Origin of the sequence: Mucilaginibacter segetis (genome assembly GCF_016522075.1) — a bacterium.
Classification (GTDB): domain Bacteria; phylum Bacteroidota; class Bacteroidia; order Sphingobacteriales; family Sphingobacteriaceae; genus Mucilaginibacter; species Mucilaginibacter segetis.
This window is the reverse complement of sequence record NZ_JAEHFW010000002.1, coordinates 35,194-54,789: the sequence shown is the minus strand read 5'-3', so window position 1 is coordinate 54,789 and position 19,596 is coordinate 35,194. Positions and strand designations below refer to the sequence as shown.

Here is a 19,596-nt window from a genome sequence, read left to right as displayed (position 1 = left end):
TTTAAATTAAAATACTATGTTCAAGCATCTATTTAAAATGATCTGGAATAAAAAGAAGCAAAATTCCCTGCTTATTGTGGAGATATTGCTTTCCTTCCTGGTCATTTTCGCAGTATTCAGCTTCGCACTTAACTCTTATAATAATTATGCCAAGCCAATGGGTTTTAATTATGATCATGTTTGGGCGATAAGCTATAACCATACGTTGGAAACCAAAAACCCCGATTCAGTTACCTTAGTTTATCAAACCTTGTTGCGCGATATTCAATCGCTGCCATTAGTGGTAGATGCAGGTTACGCAAGCAGCAATATTCCGTTTGGTAGCAACCACATGTCTACGGGTATTACTACTAACGGACTTTATGTGGATAGAGTTAATAATTTCTTTATGGATGAAAATTACGTAAATGTTATGGGTGTAAAAATGCTCTCCGGCCGTTGGTACGATAAAGGTGATTTGGCATCTAAAACAAATATTATTGTTATTAACAAATCCCTTAAAGATAAACTTTTTGGCAACACAGATGCCGTAGGAAAATTCATTGGTGATAAACCCGAAAACAGAAAAAAAGTTATCGGCGTAATTGACGACATCAAAACGGACGGTGATTACCAGGCGCCTACCTATGGGCTTTACAATAAGCAAGATACGGCTGCCTATATATGGATGGGTAGAATACTGGTAAAAGTTGCGCCCGAAGCCAATGCTGCTTTTGAAGGCCAACTATATAAGCTAATGGCAGGCAGGTTGAAAAAATCCAATATTGAAATAGAACATTTGGACAATAAACTTACGGCTTATAACAAATTTACGCTTGTACCACTTATCATCCTATCTATTGTAGCAGCTTTCCTGATCATTAATGTAGCTTTGGGTATATTTGGTGTACTTTGGTATAACATTAACAAAAGACGGGGCGAAATCGGACTACGCAGGGCAGTTGGTGCACCAGGTAGCTCTGTGTCGGCACAATTGGTTTACGAGGCCATGATATTAGCCACCCTGTCGCTGATTATTGGGGCATTTTTCGCTGTCCAGTTTCCTTTACTTAATGTGTTTGATCTGCCCGCAAGTGTGTATTTATTTGCCATGCTGTTTGCAGTGGTATTTATTTACTTACTGGTGTTGATTTGTTCGCTTTATCCGGGAAAACAAGCTGCTGCAATTTATCCGGCAGTTGCTTTACATGAAGAATAAAAATTAGCTTTGAAGTATGATATTGGTGATTGATGATGACATTGCGGTACGCACCTCATTGCAGCTTTTATTAAAGAGTGAGCGGTATGAAGTGACGGGTGCCTCCCAACCTGAAGAAGCACTCCGGATTATTACTGAAAACCGGCCTGATCTCATCATTCTCGACCTGAATTTTTCTATCGGCACCACGGGCGAAGAGGGTATGAAACTTTTGAATAGCATTAAAAAAACCGATGCTAAAATCCCTGTGATATTAATAACCGGTTGGGGGAGTATAGCCCTTGCCGTACAGGGAATGAAGCTTGGTGCGAGCGATTTTATCAATAAACCCTGGGATAACGGACATTTGCTGCAATCGGTAACAACGTTACTTGATTTAAGGAAAAAAACGGTTGTTGATCGTACAAGGAAGCAACTGGATAAAGAATATAATTTTCAGCATATTATTGGCGAAGATCCTCAGATGCTGCAAATTTTGGATACTATTGGCCGTGTTGCGGGTACTGATGCTTCCATATTAATTATGGGCGAAAGTGGTACAGGTAAGGAGTTAATAGCTGAAGCGGTGCATCAAAATAGTTTGCGCCGCAATAAACCATTCATAAAGGTGAATTTAGGTGGTATTTCTACGTCGCTTTTTGAAAGCGAAATGTTTGGTCACATTAGGGGAGCATTTACCGATGCCAGGTTTGACAGGGCCGGGCGCTTTGAACTTGCTAATAAAGGAACTATTTTTTTAGATGAGATAGGCGATCTGGACGGCAGCAGTCAGGTGAAGTTGTTGCGTGTGTTGCAAGATAGATCTTACGAGGTTTTGGGCAGCAGCCGCACCAAAACTGTTGATGTTAGGGTGGTGTGTGCTACCAATAAAAATCTGTCTTCAATGGTAAATGCAGGAACATTTCGAGAAGATCTTTTATATCGTATTAACCTGATCACTGTAACTTTACCAGCCCTACGCGACCGGCCGAAGGATATTCCGCTCTTAGTGGAGTTTTTCATCAATAATCTTAAGCAGATCTATAACCGCCCGGAGCTCACGGTAACAAAAAGCGCCATGAAATGGCTGCAACAACTGCCTTTGCCCGGAAATATACGCCAATTAAAAAATTTGGTGGAACGTTCCATACTGGTAAGTAAACGAAATGTGCTGGAAGTTGATGATTTTCAACAGCAGCTGGAGTTGTCCCCTCAAAAGGCCGGAAATCTTCAATGGCCCGGCGTAGGCACTATTACCCTCGAAGAGATGGAAATTGAAATGATAAAACGGGCAATGATTTTTCATAAGAACCGCGTGAGCAAAGCGGCAATAACTTTGGGATTAACCCGCAGCGCACTTTACCGCCGGTTAGATAAATTTGACATCCCCTACGATGAAGCTGAGGACTAAATACATCCTTTTTGTTGCTATACTGCATCTGCTTGTGATAGCGTTGTCTTTTTTTATTTTTGATAAACACAGAGTTTATTTTATCATATCCGAGGTTTTTGTCATTATATCCGTGGTTTTAGCTGTTCAGCTTTATCGGCAGTTGATCAGGCCGATAAAATTGCTTTTGCAGGGTATAGAGGCCATAAAAGATCAGGACTTTAATGTAAAGTTTCTGACTACAGGTAAGCACGAGGTAGATGAACTGATCAGCGTTTATAACCAGATGATAGAAGAACTAAGAAAAGAACGCACCCGACAGGAAGAGCAGCATTTTTTTTTAGAAAAGCTCATTTATACTTCACCAACCGGTATAGTTATATTAGATCATGATAACAATCTCCAGCAGCTGAATCCCAAAGCGGCACTTATTCTTGGTCATAAAGAAAATGACATAAAGGGCCAAAACATCCATACTATTCGGACGCCACTACTTGTGCAAGCTGCAAAATTAAAGGCCGGCGACACAATCACCGTAAAACCCGACGGGATTAATACATACAAGCTGCAAAAATCCGATTTTGTAGATAGGGGGTTCCGGCGTGGATTTATCATGATAGAGGAATTAACTACCGAAATACTGATGGCAGAAAAGAACGCTTACGGCAAAGTGATTAGAATGATGGCACATGAAGTGAACAATACTGTTGGCCCGGTTAATTCAATATTGCAGTCGGCACTAAACACAAAAGAACTTTGGACAGGCCAACTAAACAATGCCTTGCAGGTAGCCTTTTACCGCAATCAGAGCCTCAATCATTTCATGCGCAACTTTGCCGATCTGGTAAAACTTCCGCCTGCCAATAAAAAGCCCGTTAACCTACAGCTATTAATTGGCGCTGTAAAGGAACTAATGACACTTAAAGCTAAAGAGAGATCCGTACAGATGTTATTTGATCCGCCTGCCAAACCATTTATTATTCATGCTGATGCACAGCAAATGGAACAGGTGTTGATTAACATTGTAAAAAATGCTATAGAAGCAATTACAGATAATGGTATTGTGGCGTTTGCTATTAATGAAAAAGCCAGGCTGTTAACTATAACAGATGACGGCAAAGGCATTACAGAAGAAGAAAGTGAGCAATTATTTTCACCCTTTTTTAGTACAAAGAAAGACGGACAGGGAATAGGCCTCACTCTGGTTCGTGAAATATTGCTCGGTCATGGTTTTGAATTTTCTTTAAAAATGGTGGGTGGCAGAACGGTATTTTCTATTAACATCGCATAACTTATGCGGACCAAAGTAAATAGGTTCTGTTGTCCAAGCCAACCGGCCAGTAAAGGTTATGAAGAGCATCCCAAAATGTTTGATATGGTATATCTAAGGATCCTAACCTGTTTTACTGAATTAGCGACGCCTCGTTGTATCTCCCTGATAAAAAGATAATTAAATTGAAAAAAGAGACAAAAGCCTTGGAAAATCTTTTCCCGGTGAATGGTGAGGATACCCCTATGTCTACAGAGTTTTTGCGTGATTTGGGCATCCTGGCTACACTAACCTGAGAAAACGAAAGCGAAAGATGGCTGGGGAAAGTTGACAAAACAGGGTAATAATTTGTTTTTCGGCATACATTAATTCAATCGAATCTATCCCCAGTAATGGGTTTCGAAAGTTAAAACGATCCTTTATTTGATCGTAAAGTTATAGGTTTAAGGATTAAGACATTTTTAATCGTTTAATTGCGTTTAGCGAAAATTCAAAAGTTGTGCCCGCGCCAAATTCACTTTCTACTGAAATTTGTCCGCCTTGTACCTCAATAAACTCCTTACTGATGCTGAGCCCTAAACCTGTCCCTTCTTTTTTAGTGCCGGGGATGCGGAAATATCTGTCAAAAACCTTATCGATATACTGTGGCGAAATACCTTGACCTGTATCCGTTACCGCGAATTTGATTTGCTGTTTTTTCTCGGTTACATTGATATAAATAATCGAATGCTCATAGGAATAGCGGATAGCGTTAGACAATAAATTGGTAAGCACCCAGGCTGTTTTCTCGCTGTCCGCAAGTACATCAGGTAAACTATCCTCCATGTTGATTTCGAACCTGATCTGCTTTTGTTCGGCAGCAGCTTTGGTAGCATTCACTGCGTAGGCTACAATTGTTTTAACCGCTGACGGAACTACGCTGATTTGAATGGCACCACTCTCCACCTGGGCCATATTAAGCAGCTCGCCGGTTATTTTCAATAACCTCGCGATATCTTCGTTAATGCTTTCCAGTAAGCTCTTCTGTTCGGTGTTCAATTCGCCTATCTGTTTGTTTTCCAGCAACTGCAAACTCATTTTTATCGACGAAATAGGCGTTTTTAATTCGTGAGAAATAGTAGCGATAAAATTGGTCTTGGCAAATTCCAGTTCTTTATATGGAGTAATGTTTTGCAATAGGATGACATCACCTACATGTCTTTCTTCACGCTCACCCGTCGGAGTAATTTTAATCGGGATTATCTCTTTTTCAAAATAGCTTTCCTTATCGTTAGCGTATATTTTTACAGGAAAGGATTTTACTTTTTTATGATGTTCTTGTTTCAAATCCTGAACCAATGTTTTTACCAAGTCATTCTGATTGGCAATCGCTTGAATGGAGGTCCCGAGTATACTTTCTTTATCCAGGTTGGTAATTTTAAGCGCCATATCATTCATAAACAGCACTTGTTGCTGCTCATCTATTCCAATCACCGCATCACTCATGTTTTCGATCAGCGCTTCAATCCGGCGTTTCTCCATCATGATCTTGGCCAAATTGCTGTTGCTGTATTCTTCCAGTTTTTGAGCCATGGTGTTAAATGACCGGGCGAGCTCGCCAAATTCGCTACGGCTCTTGAAATGCACACGTTGTGAATAATTTTTTGCTGCAATCTGCTTAATACTCTCTGTAAGGGTTTTGATAGGGTTAGCAATATTTGAAGGCAGGTTTACCAAAAGTCCGAATGCAAACAGAAAGCAAATGGTTCCCGTAACAGCAATCCATAAAATAGCCCTGTCGGCCGTGTTTGTTGCCACCTCACTTTTTCGTTGTATAGCCTGCATATTTAGCAGCATGATATCGGCAATGTCCCGGTGGACCCTTTTTTGCAATGAAGTATCAGCCGGGAGCTGCAGCAAATGTCCGGCATCGATGGTCATTTTGCGCGTCAGTTCCTTTTCACCTACCTCGGTAATATTTGCTTGCTGTTTCTTTAAATTCATTAGGAATTCCTTACGCGCTTCCGGGGCCGAAAAACCGTTATTCAGCGCGTTTAACATCCGGCGGCTGTAATCAATGGTCTTGTAATTATCTGCCAGTATGTTTTTTGTATCAACAGATAACTTGTTAATATGAATCGCACTTAAAACTGTAAGCAGGGCGATCATTATAAATAACACGCCAACGCCCAGTACCAGTTTAGTTTTTATTTTCATTGCTTTGGGTCTTAGCTTAATATAACCAGGTCAATATTATTGGTAGACAGTTTTTTCAGCAACTCATTAAATACATTGGTTGCCAAAATGATGCGTACTAAGTTTAAATGAGGTTTTCCGACACAAATCGTCGTTACTCTTCGTTCCTCACATTGAGCAATGATCGCTTTTGATACATTGCTGCTTTTTATTTTGATGATTTCTGCGCCAAGTTCCGTAGCTAATTTTAAATTATTAATAAGATACCGTTGTTTATCCAGGGCAATTCTGTCCGGGGCTTCTTTTGGCGTCTGTACATACATCACATACCATTTGCTGTTGTAGTAGTTAGCAAGCCTTGCCGTCTTGCGGATCACTGTTTTGGCCGTTATTTCGTTTGAACTGATACAGGCTAAAAAACGTTCCCGTTTTGCGGGCCTTACCGAGGTAACTTCAGCTTCTACTTTACGTACTACTTGCGAGGCAACCTCTTTTAGCGCCATTTCCCGCAATTGGAGGATATGTTCACTTTTAAAAAAGTGTTTTAAGGCCGTTTCAATCTTCGCGGGCTCATATATCTTTCCTTCCTTTAACCTGGCAATGAGTTCATCAGCCGTAAGATCAATATTTACTACTTCATCGGCTTGTGCAAGAACACTGTCAGGGATGCGTTCTTTCACATCGACACCTGTAATCTCTTTTATATCTTTATTCAGACTTTCAATGTGCTGTATGTTTACTGCACTCACCACATTAATCCCTGCATCCAGAATATCCATTACATCCTGCCAGCGCTTGTTGTTTTTGCTCCCCTCTATGTTAGTATGTGCAAGTTCATCAATAATAACTACTTCGGGTCGTAGATTAATCACGGCCTGCAGATCCAGTTCGTCCAGCTCTCTTCCTTTGTAAAACAATTTTCTCCTCGGTATAACAGGCAAACCACTTACCATTGCTTGCGTGTCTTTCCGGTTGTGCGTTTCAATATAGCCAACTTTTACGTCAATACCATTTTTTAAGAGAGCATGCGCTTCCTGGAGCATCCGGAAAGTTTTACCCACACCGGCACTCATACCAATGTATATTTTGAATTTACCCCGTCTTGATTTTTTTATCAGATCGAGAAATTCTTCCGCCGATTTCCTGGTGTCTTCCATAAGTAAGTTAGGTACAAAAGTACCTGCCTTTTAACTGACTTTTTATTTTAAGTTATCTAACGCTATGTTGAGCCTGAGCACGTTGATCCGTTCAGTGCCGAAAAGGCCCAACAAAGGTTTTTCCGTATTAGAGAGTATAAGCTGCTGAATATTACCTTCGGCTATCCCGCGAACCCTGGCGATCCGTTTTACCTGTATTACAGCAGCCTGTCGGGAAATATGCGGATCAAGACCGCTGCCACTGGCCGTAACCAGGTCAGAAGGGATTTCGGCCCTGCTAACCCCCGGGTTATGCACTAAAAAGGTATCTATCCTTGCCTGCACATCGTTGAGATATGCAGGGTTTGACGGGCCTTTATTGCTGCCACCCGCGCCTGCTGCGTTGTAGTCAACCGCCGAAGGGCGCGACCAGAAATAGTTATCCTGAGTGAATTTTTGCCCAACATTGGCATAACAGGTCTTTTCGTTAGCATTTAATAACTCACCTTCGCCATTATTGGGCGCCAATTGGGCAGCACCCCATATCATTAAGGTATAAACGCCCGAAAAGAAAACCAGGCAAACAAGGGTTAGCCGTATTGCGGGGAAAATATTTGTTTTCATTTTTTGAATTTTAAATAAATACTGATACCAGAATGTCAATCAATTTGATGCCGATAAACGGAACAATCACCCCCCCCAACCCGTAAATAAGCAGATTTCTTCGCAGCAAAGCACTGGCGCCGATCGGCTTATAAGCAACACCTTTTAAGGCCAGCGGAATGAGCATAGGGATAATGATCGCATTAAAAATAACGGCGGACAGGATAGCGGTTTCGGGCGAATGCAACCGCATAATATTTAAGCCCTGCAAAGCCGGAATAGAGGCAATAAACAGTGCAGGCACAATGGCAAAATATTTGGCTACATCATTGGCAATACTAAAGGTGGTCAGCGTTCCTCTGGTCATCAGCAACTGCTTGCCTATCTCAACCACTTCGATAAGTTTGGTAGGATCATTATCCAAATCCACCATATTGCCTGCTTCTTTGGCAGCCTGGGTTCCGCTGTTCATGGCAACACCCACGTCAGCCTGTGCCAACGCCGGCGCGTCATTGGTGCCGTCGCCCATCATGGCCACCAGCCTGCCTTCTGCTTGCTCCTTACGGATATAGTTCATTTTATCCTCCGGCTTCGCTTCGGCAATAAAATCATCCACGCCCGCTTTTTCAGCAATGTATTTTGCGGTTAAAGGGTTATCGCCGGTCACCATCACGGTTTTAATACCCATTTTGCGCAGTCTTTCAAAGCGTTCGCGTATGCCTGGTTTAATAATGTCCTGCAATTCAATTACACCCAGCACCTTTTCATTCTCGGCCACCACCAATGGCGTACCGCCGCTGCTTGAAATGGTTTTTACGCGTTCATCTGTTTCCTGCGGGTAATGGTTGCCCGCTTTTTCCACTAAATTCCGCATGGCATCTGATGCCCCTTTCCTGATTTTAACCTCATCAAAATCAATACCTGAGCTTCTGGTTTCGGCGGTGAATTTGATAAACCGTGGTTGGTTAATCTGGTAGTTTGACGGGTTTATGCCCGCCAACTCAATGATGGATTTGCCTTCAGGGGTTTCATCACTCATCGAGCTTAATACCGCAGCTTTAACAAAATATTGTTCGCCGATACCATGAACAGGATAAAAATTAGTTGCTTTACGGTTACCAATGGTGATCGTTCCTGTTTTATCCAACAGTAATACATCAATGTCACCTGCCGTTTCTACGGCTTTGCCGCTTTTGGTAATCACATTTGCCCGCAAAGCCCTGTCCATCCCGGCAATACCGATGGCCGATAGCAAACCGCCGATGGTGGTTGGAATTAAACACACAAACAATGAAATGAACGCTGCTACGGTTATGGGCGTTTGTGCGTAATCTGCAAATGGTTTCAGCGTTACGGTTACAATAATGAATACCAGCGTAAAGCCTGCCAATAAAATGGTCAGTGCAATTTCATTGGGCGTCTTCTGGCGTGAAGCACCTTCTACCAGCGCAATCATCTTATCCAGAAAGCTTTCGCCAGCTTCGGTGGTTACTTTTACTTTTATTTTGTCGGATAATACTTTTGTGCCGCCTGTCACACTGCTCTTGTCACCCCCCGCTTCACGTATAACCGGTGCACTTTCGCCGGTAATAGCGCTTTCGTCAATGGTGGCCAAACCTTCTATGATCTCCCCGTCCGATGGGATCACATCGCCTGCTTCGCAAACGAAAATATCGCCCTTTTTAAGCTGCGATGAAGATACCGTATGACCGTTTTCCAGCCTAGCGGGTGTTTCCTCTCTGGTTTTACGCAGACTGTCGGCCTGTGCTTTGCCCCTGGCTTCGGCAATGGCTTCCGCAAAGTTGGCGAATAGCAAGGTAATAAAAAGCACCAGCGTCACGATCAGGTTATATAAAAGGCTTCCCTGCTTTTGTTCGCCTGCGGCAATCCACACGCATACACCTGCCATGACCAGGGTTCCGATCCATACCATGAACATGACCGGATTACGGAACATTTTTACAGGGCTGAGTTTGATGAATGATTGTTTTAATGCTTCCTGCACCAAAGCAGACTGAAACAGTTTGTTATTTGTATTGGGTTTCATACCTGTATTAATGATTTAGTAAATGGAAAAATACTCTGCAATAGGGCCCAAAGCCAGCGCAGGGAAAAAGGATAAGGCCGCAACAATAGCAATGACGGCAAATGTCATGAGTCCGAAGGTCGCGGTATCTGTTTTTAACGTACCTGCACTTTCAGGCACGTATTTTTTTGCCGCAAGACTGCCGGCAATAGCTACCGGGCCAATAATGGGCAGGTATCTGGCCACAAGCATCACGATGCCGCAGGCAATGTTCCAGAAAGGGGTATTATCACCCAAGCCCTCAAAACCGCTGCCGTTATTGGCACTCGCGGAGCTAAACTCGTACAGCATTTCGCTGAAGCCATGATAGCCGGGATTATTCAGCCACCCTGCATAAGTTTCAGGAGCATGGGCATATAAAAAGCTGGACATTGCCGTACCGGTGAGGATCAGGAAGGGATGAAGCAGGGCGATGATCATGGCGATCTTCATTTCCTTAGCTTCTATTTTTTTTCCTAAAAACTCGGGGGTCCTGCCTACCATTAACCCGCTGATGAACACCGCAAGAATAATAAAAATGTAAAAATTAAGGAAACCCACGCCTACCCCGCCGTAAAAACAGTTGACCATCATACCTAGCAGGGCATTCATGCCCGAAAGTGGCGTTAAGCTGTCATGCATGGCATTTACTGAACCATTGCTGGTTACTGTTGTATTAATAGCCCAGTAAGCGGAGGCCGCCGGACCAAAACGGACTTCCTTACCTTCAATGCTTCCCATAGGCTGCCCAATGCCCATCCTGGTAATGGCCGGATTGCCGTTCATTTCGTTAACAACGGTAGGAATCAGCAGAAGGAGAAATCCGACCGTCATCACCACGAATATTGTCCAAGCCAATTTTCGCCTTTTTAAAACATAACCCAAAGCAAACACCATGGCGATAGGGATTAAAAAGATGGCTACCGTTTCCAGTATATTGGTAAAGTAGCTGGGGTTTTCCAGGGGATGAGTGGAATTAGGGCCAAAAAAGCCGCCACCATTGGTGCCTAATTGTTTGATGGCCACAAAGGCGGCAACAGGCCCGCGGCTGACCGCTACTGAATCACCTTGCAGGCTGGTCATCAGCGTCTTCCCCTTAAAAGTCATTGGCGTACCGTTAAACAATAACAGCAAAGACAGTACGACCGCCAACGGAAATAAGATGCGAGTGCAGCTTCTCACAAATAAACAGTAGAAGTTGCCGAGTTTTCCGGCATTTCTTTCTTTCATCGCCATAAAAACAACGCCGGCTATGGCTATGCCGCAGCCTGCGCTGATAAATTGCCACAGCATGAGCGAGAGTTGCCCCAAATATGACAGGCCGGTTTCGCCCGAATAGTGTTGCAGGTTGGTATTGGTCACAAAGCTGATCGCCGTGTTAAAGGCCAGGTCAGCACTCATCGAAGGATTATGATCCGGGTTGAGCGGTAGCCAGCTCATATTGGTTAGCACAAACATGGCGATCAGGAACCATACCAGGTTAATGCTAAGTAAAGCAGCCAGATGCTTTTTCCAGTTCATTTCTGTAGCCGGGTTAATGCCGCCCAGTTTGTAAAAAAGTTTGTCAACCGGATTAAATATGCAATCTGACCACGTTTTTTCATGGCAGAATATTTTGCCGATGTAGCGCCCTAGCGGTAAGGCAAGAATTACTACCGCGAGATACATGAGGACAATTCCAGGAATCTCTGTATTCATATTTTGTTATTTTTTAGCATAAATGGATAAAAGAAAACAGCCAGTTGAACAACTTGAACCAACTGAAAATAAGCAGGAAGATCAACACGAATATTCCCACTTCCTTGAGCAATGATTTCATGACTATATCTTTAAGAATTTAAAAAGGAGTTTCAGTTTGAAGTAAAGAACCGAACACCGACAACATCAGCAACATGATATATAAGGTGATAGCAGCTTCCGTCACTTCTCCATTTTCATGATTAAAAACTTTCGGGTTTGACCAGCACATAGCACATATACATAAATACAGCTATGGCCACAATGAATAATGCGATCATATTTTTTCAAATGAGTTAATGATTAAAAAAAGGAGTGCGAAAAGCACCGTGCCGGAGAGGGTGAGAATTGCTGCCATCGTTTTACATGTTTTTATGCATCAGATGGCAAGGGTTGTTCCATTGTTATTGTCTTGCGTTTAATCTATTGACAATCAGTATTATAAATTAAAACTATTTGAATGCCAAAAGAAAAACCCTTTCATTATGAAAGGGTAAGGCCTATCGTTTTGAAAGGGTACTAAAGTTTATGCCTATAGAAATAGGCTATTTGATTTGATACTCCTCTAATTTACGATAAAGGGTAGTAAGGGCGATATTGAGTAACCTGGCAGTTTCTGTTTTATTGCCATTAGCATAATTCATGACCTTCTGTATGTGCATTTTTTCGGCACTGGCCAGTTGGAATGTGGAAAGGATTTTTTCCTTTGCTGCACCCGTTTGAAGTTGCTGTAACTCATGGGGCAGGCTGTCTACCGTCAGTTCTGTGCCATCGGTAAGGATCACGCTACGTTCAATCACATTCTTCAATTCCCTGATGTTTCCTTTCCAGGCATGCTGTTTCAAGGCTTCGAGGTAAGAATTTGCCATGCCTGTAATTTTTTTATTCGTCTTACACGCAAAAAGGTATAGAAAGTGCTCAGCTAATGCCTCAATATCCACCACACGTTCTTTTAACGGCGGCAATGCGATTTGAAATACTGCTATGCGGTAGAAAAGATCTTCCCGGAAGTTCCATGCTTTCACCTCTTGTTCCAGATCGCGATTCGTTGCTGCAATAATGCGTACATTGGTTTTCGTGGCTTTGCTATCGCCCACTTTAAGAAATTCGCCCGTCTCCAGTACCCTTAACAGTTTTGCCTGCAAATCTATCGGCATTTCACCAATCTCATCCAGAAAAACGGTTCCTCCATCAGCCTCCTCAAAAATGCCTTTAGTATCTTTTATCGCCCCGGTAAAAGCACCAGCCTTATGACCGAACAGCTCATTTTCCAGCAATTCTTTACTGAAAGCGGAACAGTTTACGGCAATAAAATTTTCCTTAGCCCGTCGGCTGGCATGATGTGTAGCCTGTGCAAAAACTTCTTTGCCAGTCCCGGTTTCTCCGGTAAGCAAAACCGTTGCGTCCGTGGGCGCTACTCTCTTCGCTGCCTCAATAGCAACAGTAAATGATTTCGCCTTGCCAATAATGTGAGCAAAAGAATACTTATTGCTCAATTGTTTTTCTAAGTGCTGCACCCTTTTCGCCAATGCAATCTTGTCGATTGCTCTATAGAGTAACGGGATGATTTTATTGTTGTCATCTCCTTTGGTAATATAATCAAAGGCACCGTTTTTGATTGCCTGTACGCCATCTGCAATGTTGCCATAAGCGGTAAGCAAAATAATTTCGGTAGCAGGATATTTGCCTTTAATGGTTGTAATAGCTTCAATACCGTTGCCGTCAGGTAACTTTACATCGCAGATGACCACATCAATATCAGAGGATTCCAGCTTTTTTAAGCCGCTTCTGATATCAGCAGCCTGCATGACATCGAAACCTTCTAAATTGATAATCCTCGAAAGCAGCGTCCGGATTTTTTCCTCGTCATCTATGATTAAAACCTTATTCAAGTGTTTATTATTTAGCCTGCAAAGCTACACATCTATTTTTGACTGTTTAACTATGAATATTTGAATAATCAATGTATTAAGTGTGGGATGGGTATGTCGAGCCGGTAAGCTCAACAAGGCCGCCGAGCTAATATACCTGGAACCAAGTGTTACAAGCAAAAATGGGGTAAAACCTTCAAAAAGCCTTTGACCCATAGAGGGTTCCGCGATGGGCTCGAACAGGGTTGCTAAATAACAGGAGAATATTCGCGAATCAGTTAACAAGTTGTGCAAGCCACACCTGAATCCCTTTCAAAAATCTTAAAAAACTTTTTTTGATTTGTATTCGCAGAAGTTGTAACTTATAGTAACTATTTGATTTACAGCCAAAGCCCTTATGCCTGCGAAACCTATCATCTTATTGATTGAAGATAATACGAATATCCGTGAATGCGCCAGCGAGTTACTTGAACTGGAAGGCTATGAGATTTACGCCGCTCCGGATGGCGCGCAGGGTGTCTCCCTGAGCCGCCTGATCAATCCCGACCTGGTCATTTGTGATGTGGTTATGCCGGTCATGGGCGGCTATGAGGTTTTTACCGAGCTGAAGGAGGATCCCAAATAATTAAGGCCACCCCTTTCGTGTTTTCTACGGCGCAATCTGAGCGAAAGGATATTCAAAAAGCCAGCGACCTCGGTGTCAACGATTACCTGATCAAGCCCTTTGATGACCAAACCTTACTGGCCTGTGTCGGCCGCCACCTGAAAGTCGGCATGTGCCGACAAGCCTTCTATTTCGCGGATGCCGGCAACGACCGGGTAATATTTGTCGTGAATTTTGAGCTCATGCGCACGGTTCAACAGGGCGCGTCCGCGCGTACCTTCCGCCTCGAAACCGATCAGCAGGATAGTGTTTCTTTTCTCGGGCAGGTAACTTTTGAGGTAGGTTAAGACGCGTCCCCCGGTGAGCATGCCGCTGGCAGCGAGAATTTGCTATAGCAGCCGTTTTGAGAAGGTAAAAGAATTTAACTGTGCTCGAACCGGCCGGTCATTTTTTCAATATGAATCTTGTAGATGATGAGGTCTATACAGTTGCTAATGTCGTAACCGTTCTCGGTGATCCCATGGGAAGGATGGTCTCCGGGGCTATCCGCTAAAGGCATGATGCGATGGATCAGGCCCTGCATCAGGCGTTCTGATTCCACGACATCGGTCACCTCCTCAAAGGTGCCCCAAGCTACCAAACTTTGCCAGTGAAAGATGGACCGGATCTCATCTACCTGGAAACAAACATTCGGGTTGCGGCGCATCATCTCTATTTTTTTCCCATTGGCGGAATGGCAATAAACGTAAGGAGCGCTGTAGACATAATTGACAGGAACGATATAGGTTATGCCGTCGGCATGACAGCCGATCCGGCCGGTCACCTGCTGCAGCAGCAGGCTTTCCATTTGGGTTTGATCAAGTTTTCCGAGCATAGCTTTAAGGAGTTAATACCTTCAAATTTAGGCAGCAGGCGGGCCGGGAAAAATGACCGCTCAATAAGGCTAAATATGATGGTTGTCACCTATAGAAAAAATTTCATCCTCAGATAAATGTTAAAGATTCTGATAATAGCGCCACAATGGTTATCATTGGCAGGAATAACATGGAGTTCAGTCGGAGTAGCATTATCTTAAACTCATATTTATTTTTTTAAGCTAGTACTTAGTGGCAGGTCTGTGCCATACATCGCCATTTCCAGGCTATGGTCCAGCTGGTAGGGGTCGCCAAAGTCTTGCAATTCGCCGTCTTTAATCATACAGGTCAGGTAAGTGATCTTGATGGTCACCGGTTTTTTAAGGACAAAATTCTGTTTGGTATAAGTAGTTATATCGCGGTGCAGTAAACCGGTGCGCGCCTTTGCACCATCATAGCTAAGCAGCAGGCTGCCCAGTTTTTCGGCCTGTTCTACGCGTATGCAGCCATGGCTGAAGGCACGTTCCTTCCGTTTAAACAATGCCTGTTCCGGTGTATCGTGCAAATAAATATCATAGGCGTTGGCAAAGCGGAACACCAGCAGTCCCAGGGCATTGTCACAGCCGGCGGACTGGCGGGCGAAATAGATAGCCGGGGTTTTACTTACGAGGGCAAGATTGGCCGCTGTCGGTTGCACGAAATTTCCTTTCAGGTCATAGATGGCCAAATGATTATTTTCCAGGAAGGCCGTATCTTTTTTGGCCTTTGGTAAAAGTTCACGGGCGAAGATCTTAGCGGGCACCTTCCATTCCGGTGCGGTGGTCATGTATGTGATGGCGCTGACCAGGGTTGGGGTTGGCGTTTCGGGTTTGCCTACAACAACCTTAAAGCGGTAGAGGGAATCCGGTGCACGATAAATCAGGGTGTAAGATGGAATATTGACCTGGATATAGACGCTGTCGCCGGTATTGGACCAGCGGAGGCGCTCCATATTGATGGCCAGTTTGCGGACCTCGGCTTCCGGTATCTCGTAGCAATCCCCTTGCAATTGGCCTTCCAGCATATGCATGCGCCATTGCATGGCACGGTATAACTTATCGGCTGGCTGTGCCGCTGCGATCACGGATAGCAGGTCCTTTTGACCCATTCCTGCTAACAGGGCCGCGTCAGCCTGGAACTTTGTGCCGGTAAGGGCGTCAATACGGCTGGCCGGAAATTCCGGGTTGAGTTTACCGTAATGCAGGTTATTCATCAGGTTCAGTATCGCATCGGTTAATAATATATCGTAACGGGCCTGTAAGGGAATACTTACCTTTCCGGGCGTATCTAACATTGCGTGCATTTGGGTATAGGTCAATTCATCGGGATGGTAATCGGCATGGGAAAGTCCGAACTGCAGCACGCAGTCGATCATCAGCAGAGCCTGCCAGGCTGGTCCTTTGTCGCGCTGCGGTTTGATCCAGACGGCATTGAAGTTATTGGCGGCATATAGGCGCGCCACAGATTTAGGGAAATATAGCTTTTGCTTCACCGCACCTGCCTGCAGCTGGTTCCTGATCTCTGCGGACAGGCTGCTGTCGGCAGCCAGACCTGTGGCCATCGCCCGCGGCGAAACCAGCAGGAGCAGGCAGGAGAAGTACCATAAAATGATTCGCGTCCTATTTTTCATGACCTATAAATTTTCAGTAAAATTCAGGCTTATGCCTCACCAAAAAAATGATGCAGCGCATGAAATAAGCTGACGGAGCGCACGGAACAGCGATTCCATCCAAGCAAAAACGCCGGGCTGGCCGGCGTCTTTCAGGGTATTAATTAGGGGGAGGTAAAGCTATTTTAAGCCATGGCTTCTGGGGTTAAAGGAGTACTTACCGACAGGACCAGGCGATAGATCTGTTCTTTCGCTGCGCGGAACTCTTTGACCAGGCTGCTTATAAAATACTCCAGTTTGACCTGGGTGGCGGCGAGGGATTCCGAGTCCTCGGGTATAATATCCTCCGCCATTAGTTCCAGCTGGGTCAATTGTCCGGCCAGCAGGTCATCTACTTCCATAGCTTCCAGCCTGTCAAGCAGGTTGCCGCAGGCGGTGAGGATGCCTAAATGGTCATGATCCTGCAGACGGCTGATATAACGGTCCAGGAGCTGGCGAAGGAAGGTGGCTTCCATCTTAAAAAATTCGAGGTCGGCACGCCAGCGTTTGGCAATCACGAAATATTGCAGGGATCTTGCGGAAATACTGTGGGTTTGTTCCATAGTTTATGCATTGTTAGCTGCACTAAAGCTCGTAATCCGATACCTGTAATCGAATGACAGGAATCATATAATTAGGTGACCTTTATCATTTCATCATTAATTCATTCCCGGCAAAAACGCCGAAGGTGTATTAGTCGTAAGAATCTGCCCATGGTCGTCAAGCAGCACTACCGGGTCCGGTAAAATATTGGTCAACACGATGAGTAGGTCAAGTTCTTTCATAATTATTCAGCAAGTAGGCGCTGTCAGGCATGTTCAAACCTGTTAAAATAAGCTCGTTCCAGATTTTCACTGTGGTAAGGATGCGCCAGTTGGATGAGCGCCTGGGCACGTTGCTTCAGGTTTTTCCCAAACAGGTTAATGATCCCGTGTTCGGTCACTACCCAGTGTACGTGTCCGCGTGTGGTCACCACACCCGCCCCTTCCTTCAGGAAAGGGACAATGCGGCTTATCCCTTTATTAGTCTGTGATGGTAGTGCAATTATCGGCTTTCCGCCGGCAGAGAGCGAAGCACCACGGATAAAATCCATCTGGCCGCCGATCCCGGAATACTGGAAGGTACCGATAGAATCGGAACATACCTGCCCGGTCAAATCGATCTCTATGGCGCTGTTGATCGCGGTTACTCTCGGGTTCTGGCGGATCACGCTGGTGTCGTTCACGTAGCTGATATCCATCACACGGATACCAGGATTATCGTTAACATAATCGTATAATTTGCGGGTGCCGGTAATAAAGGCGGTCACGGAGCGGCCGACATTCAACTTTTTACAGCTATTATCGATGATGCCGCGCTGGATCAGCGGAATGATGCCGTCGGAGAACATTTCGGTGTGGATCCCCAGGTGCTGGTGCGTGGTCAGGTTTTTCAGGACCTGGTCCGGAATGCTGCCGATACCCAATTGGAGGGTAGCACCATTTTCCACCAGGGAAGCCACATGGTAGCCGATCTTTTCAGTGACCGCGTTGGTCACTGCGTCATAGTTTATCTCTGGCAATTCGGCGGAATGCCAAACCATGGCATTGATATTGCTGATATGCAGAAAGCTTTCGCCATGTGTCCGGGGCATTAAAGGGTTGACCTGTGCCACCACATAGGTCGCCATGTCAACGGCAGCACGGGCGATATCGACCGAGGTGCCCAGTGAACAGTAACCGTGGGCGTCGGGCGGAGATACCTGGATCAGGGCCACATCGATCGGTAAAATATTTTCTCTGAAAAGCTTCGGGATCTGGCTTAAAAAGATGGGCACATAGTCCCCGTCGTCGCTGTTCACTACCTTTTGGGTTGCGGCTGAAACAAATAAGGAGTTGAAGAAAAAAGATTTGCGGTGTTCAGGGTGGTCGAAGTTGACATCGCCCAGCGTAGTAATGCTCACCAGCTCCACATTATACAGTTCATGGTGCCGTGCCTGTAGCGCTTCGACCAGGCAAACTGGCGTAGCGGCGCTGCCATGGATTAATACCCGGTTACCGGGTGCTACACATTTCAAAGCCTCTGCTGCGGGAATATATTGTATCTCGTTCATTTGAATAATATTAGGGTAGTCAAAAATAGCTTGCCAGGTGTTCATAAATACTGATGCGGAACAACCGGTGTTATGATCCTTGTCATTTCCGGCCAGTCTTAGTCCTTTTCGAACAGCCAGCGCAGCGGTTTGCGGCGCTCCTCCGGTTTGAGGCCAAACTCCCGGACGCTTTTTTCGCGGATATATTCCACCGCTTCCGTAATATCGTCGGTTACCAGAAAAAGCCGTGTATCCTCCTCGCTGATGGTCGCATCTTTTTGCATGACCCGAATATGCTGCAATAGTTCTTCATGGTAAGTCGTACCGAAGATAATGACCGGAAAATTTTTGATCTTACGGGTCTGGATGAGGGTAAGCGCTTCGAAATACTCATCCAGGGTACCGTATCCGCCGGGCATGACGATAAAGGCGAAAGAATATTTGACCAGCAGCACCTTGCGGAGGAAGAAATGCTTCATGTAGACCCATTTATCCAGATAGGGATTGGGAGCCTGCTCTACGGGCAGTTGGATATTGCAGCCGACGGACCTGCCGCCGACCTCTTTGGCCCCGCGGTTTGCCGCCTCCATTAGTCCGGGTCCGCCGCCGGTCAGGATGGTAAAACCCAGGCGGGCGAATTCGCCGGCCGCTTTTCGGGTCAGTTCATAATAAGGATGGTCCTCTTTATAGCGAGCCGAACCGAAAACAGTGATACAGGGGCCCAGAAAATGCAGTCCACGGAATCCGCGGATCAGATCCAGCATTGTCTCGAAAGTAAATTGCAGTTCTTTCAGGCGGGACTGCGGTCCGGCCAGAAATTTGATCTCGGTATTAATTGCGGTTTGGTCCATTAGTACTGATTTGGGGGATGGTTATACAAAGTTTGGACATTTAACAGGCCGGTAACATGATGACCGTCAGTAATAAACCTGCTGATGGTCAACTTTTTTCATGGC

18 protein-coding genes are annotated in these 19,596 nt (G+C 44.8%); 5 read left to right on the top strand and 13 right to left on the bottom strand.

What is annotated here, in order from left to right; genetic code table 11:
• Positions 1 to 16 precede the first annotated feature (16 nt).
• Genes I5M19_RS09930 through I5M19_RS09920 form a run of 3 tightly spaced genes read left to right on the top strand, consistent with a single transcriptional unit; the run spans position 17 to position 3,858 of the window.
• Positions 17 to 1,198 carry an ABC transporter permease gene (locus I5M19_RS09930; protein WP_200066182.1) on the top strand — a complete coding sequence of 394 codons (1,182 nt, stop codon included), beginning with the start codon at positions 17 to 19 and terminating at the stop codon, positions 1,196 to 1,198.
• A 16-nt stretch (positions 1,199 to 1,214) separates the two neighbouring features.
• Positions 1,215 to 2,588 (top strand): sigma-54-dependent transcriptional regulator, encoded by a 1,374-nt coding sequence (locus tag I5M19_RS09925; RefSeq protein WP_200066181.1) that lies wholly within the window; start codon positions 1,215 to 1,217, stop codon positions 2,586 to 2,588.
• Entirely contained in the window at positions 2,572 to 3,858 is a 1,287-nt protein-coding gene (locus I5M19_RS09920) for a sensor histidine kinase (RefSeq protein ID WP_200066180.1), read from the top strand. The genes I5M19_RS09925 and I5M19_RS09920 overlap by 17 nt, the downstream gene beginning before the upstream one ends.
• Positions 3,859 to 4,287: 429 nt before the next feature.
• On the opposite strand, the gene I5M19_RS09915 is transcribed toward I5M19_RS09920, so the two are convergent.
• The 6 genes from I5M19_RS09915 to I5M19_RS09890 form a co-directional block, all read right to left on the bottom strand.
• Positions 4,288 to 6,033, bottom strand: a complete 1,746-nt coding sequence (locus I5M19_RS09915) for a sensor histidine kinase (protein WP_200066179.1) — start codon at positions 6,031 to 6,033, stop codon at positions 4,288 to 4,290.
• Between the two features lie 11 nt (positions 6,034 to 6,044).
• A complete protein-coding gene (locus I5M19_RS09910) occupies positions 6,045 to 7,169 on the bottom strand; it encodes a sensor protein KdpD (protein ID WP_200066178.1) in 1,125 nt (374 codons plus the stop codon).
• 42 nt (positions 7,170 to 7,211) lie between these two features.
• Positions 7,212 to 7,772, bottom strand: a complete 561-nt coding sequence (locus tag I5M19_RS09905) for a K(+)-transporting ATPase subunit C (RefSeq protein WP_200066177.1) — start codon at positions 7,770 to 7,772, stop codon at positions 7,212 to 7,214.
• Between the two features lie 10 nt (positions 7,773 to 7,782).
• Positions 7,783 to 9,798, bottom strand: a complete 2,016-nt coding sequence (gene kdpB, locus I5M19_RS09900; RefSeq protein ID WP_200066176.1) for a potassium-transporting ATPase subunit KdpB — start codon at positions 9,796 to 9,798, stop codon at positions 7,783 to 7,785.
• 15 nt (positions 9,799 to 9,813) lie between these two features.
• The gene (gene kdpA / locus I5M19_RS09895) at positions 9,814 to 11,514 is read right to left on the bottom strand and encodes a potassium-transporting ATPase subunit KdpA (RefSeq protein ID WP_200066175.1); all 1,701 of its coding nucleotides are present in this window, start codon (positions 11,512 to 11,514) and stop codon (positions 9,814 to 9,816) included.
• 584 nt (positions 11,515 to 12,098) lie between these two features.
• Positions 12,099 to 13,445 (bottom strand): sigma-54-dependent transcriptional regulator, encoded by a 1,347-nt coding sequence (locus tag I5M19_RS09890; RefSeq protein WP_200066174.1) that lies wholly within the window; start codon positions 13,443 to 13,445, stop codon positions 12,099 to 12,101.
• Between the two features lie 376 nt (positions 13,446 to 13,821).
• Between I5M19_RS09890 and I5M19_RS09885 the strand changes: the two genes are divergently transcribed.
• Entirely contained in the window at positions 13,822 to 14,049 is a 228-nt protein-coding gene (locus tag I5M19_RS09885; RefSeq protein WP_200066173.1) for a response regulator, read from the top strand.
• Positions 14,050 to 14,162: 113 nt separating this feature from the next.
• On the opposite strand, the gene I5M19_RS18835 is transcribed toward I5M19_RS09885, so the two are convergent.
• The 3 genes from I5M19_RS18835 to I5M19_RS09870 all read right to left on the bottom strand — a co-directional run bounded on the left by I5M19_RS18835 (position 14,163) and on the right by I5M19_RS09870 (position 16,383).
• Positions 14,163 to 14,396, bottom strand: a complete 234-nt coding sequence (locus I5M19_RS18835) for a hypothetical protein (RefSeq protein ID WP_200066172.1) — start codon at positions 14,394 to 14,396, stop codon at positions 14,163 to 14,165.
• Positions 14,397 to 14,449: 53 nt separating this feature from the next.
• The gene (locus tag I5M19_RS09875) at positions 14,450 to 14,902 is read right to left on the bottom strand and encodes a pyridoxamine 5'-phosphate oxidase family protein (RefSeq protein ID WP_200066171.1); all 453 of its coding nucleotides are present in this window, start codon (positions 14,900 to 14,902) and stop codon (positions 14,450 to 14,452) included.
• Positions 14,903 to 15,111: 209 nt separating this feature from the next.
• On the bottom strand, positions 15,112 to 16,383 hold the full coding sequence (locus I5M19_RS09870) for a L,D-transpeptidase scaffold domain-containing protein (RefSeq protein ID WP_317193231.1): 1,272 nt from the start codon (positions 16,381 to 16,383) through the stop codon (positions 15,112 to 15,114).
• On the opposite strand from I5M19_RS09870, the gene I5M19_RS09865 reads away from it, so the two are divergent.
• Positions 16,361 to 16,624: a hypothetical protein gene (locus tag I5M19_RS09865; RefSeq protein WP_200066169.1), complete on the top strand. Its 264-nt coding sequence runs from the start codon at positions 16,361 to 16,363 to the stop codon at positions 16,622 to 16,624. The genes I5M19_RS09870 and I5M19_RS09865 overlap by 23 nt on opposite strands.
• A gap of 91 nt (positions 16,625 to 16,715) precedes the next feature.
• Here I5M19_RS09865 and I5M19_RS09860 read toward each other — a convergent pair whose 3' ends face one another.
• From I5M19_RS09860 to I5M19_RS09850, 4 genes are all read right to left on the bottom strand, one after another.
• A complete protein-coding gene (locus I5M19_RS09860) occupies positions 16,716 to 17,132 on the bottom strand; it encodes a hypothetical protein (protein WP_200066168.1) in 417 nt (138 codons plus the stop codon).
• 96 nt (positions 17,133 to 17,228) lie between these two features.
• The gene (locus I5M19_RS18725) at positions 17,229 to 17,354 is read right to left on the bottom strand and encodes a hypothetical protein (protein WP_262895503.1); all 126 of its coding nucleotides are present in this window, start codon (positions 17,352 to 17,354) and stop codon (positions 17,229 to 17,231) included.
• A 23-nt stretch (positions 17,355 to 17,377) separates the two neighbouring features.
• Entirely contained in the window at positions 17,378 to 18,706 is a 1,329-nt protein-coding gene (locus tag I5M19_RS09855; RefSeq protein WP_235985817.1) for an acetyl-CoA hydrolase/transferase family protein, read from the bottom strand.
• 53 nt (positions 18,707 to 18,759) lie between these two features.
• Entirely contained in the window at positions 18,760 to 19,491 is a 732-nt protein-coding gene (locus I5M19_RS09850) for an LOG family protein (protein ID WP_200066167.1), read from the bottom strand.
• Positions 19,492 to 19,596: the final 105 nt, after the last annotated feature.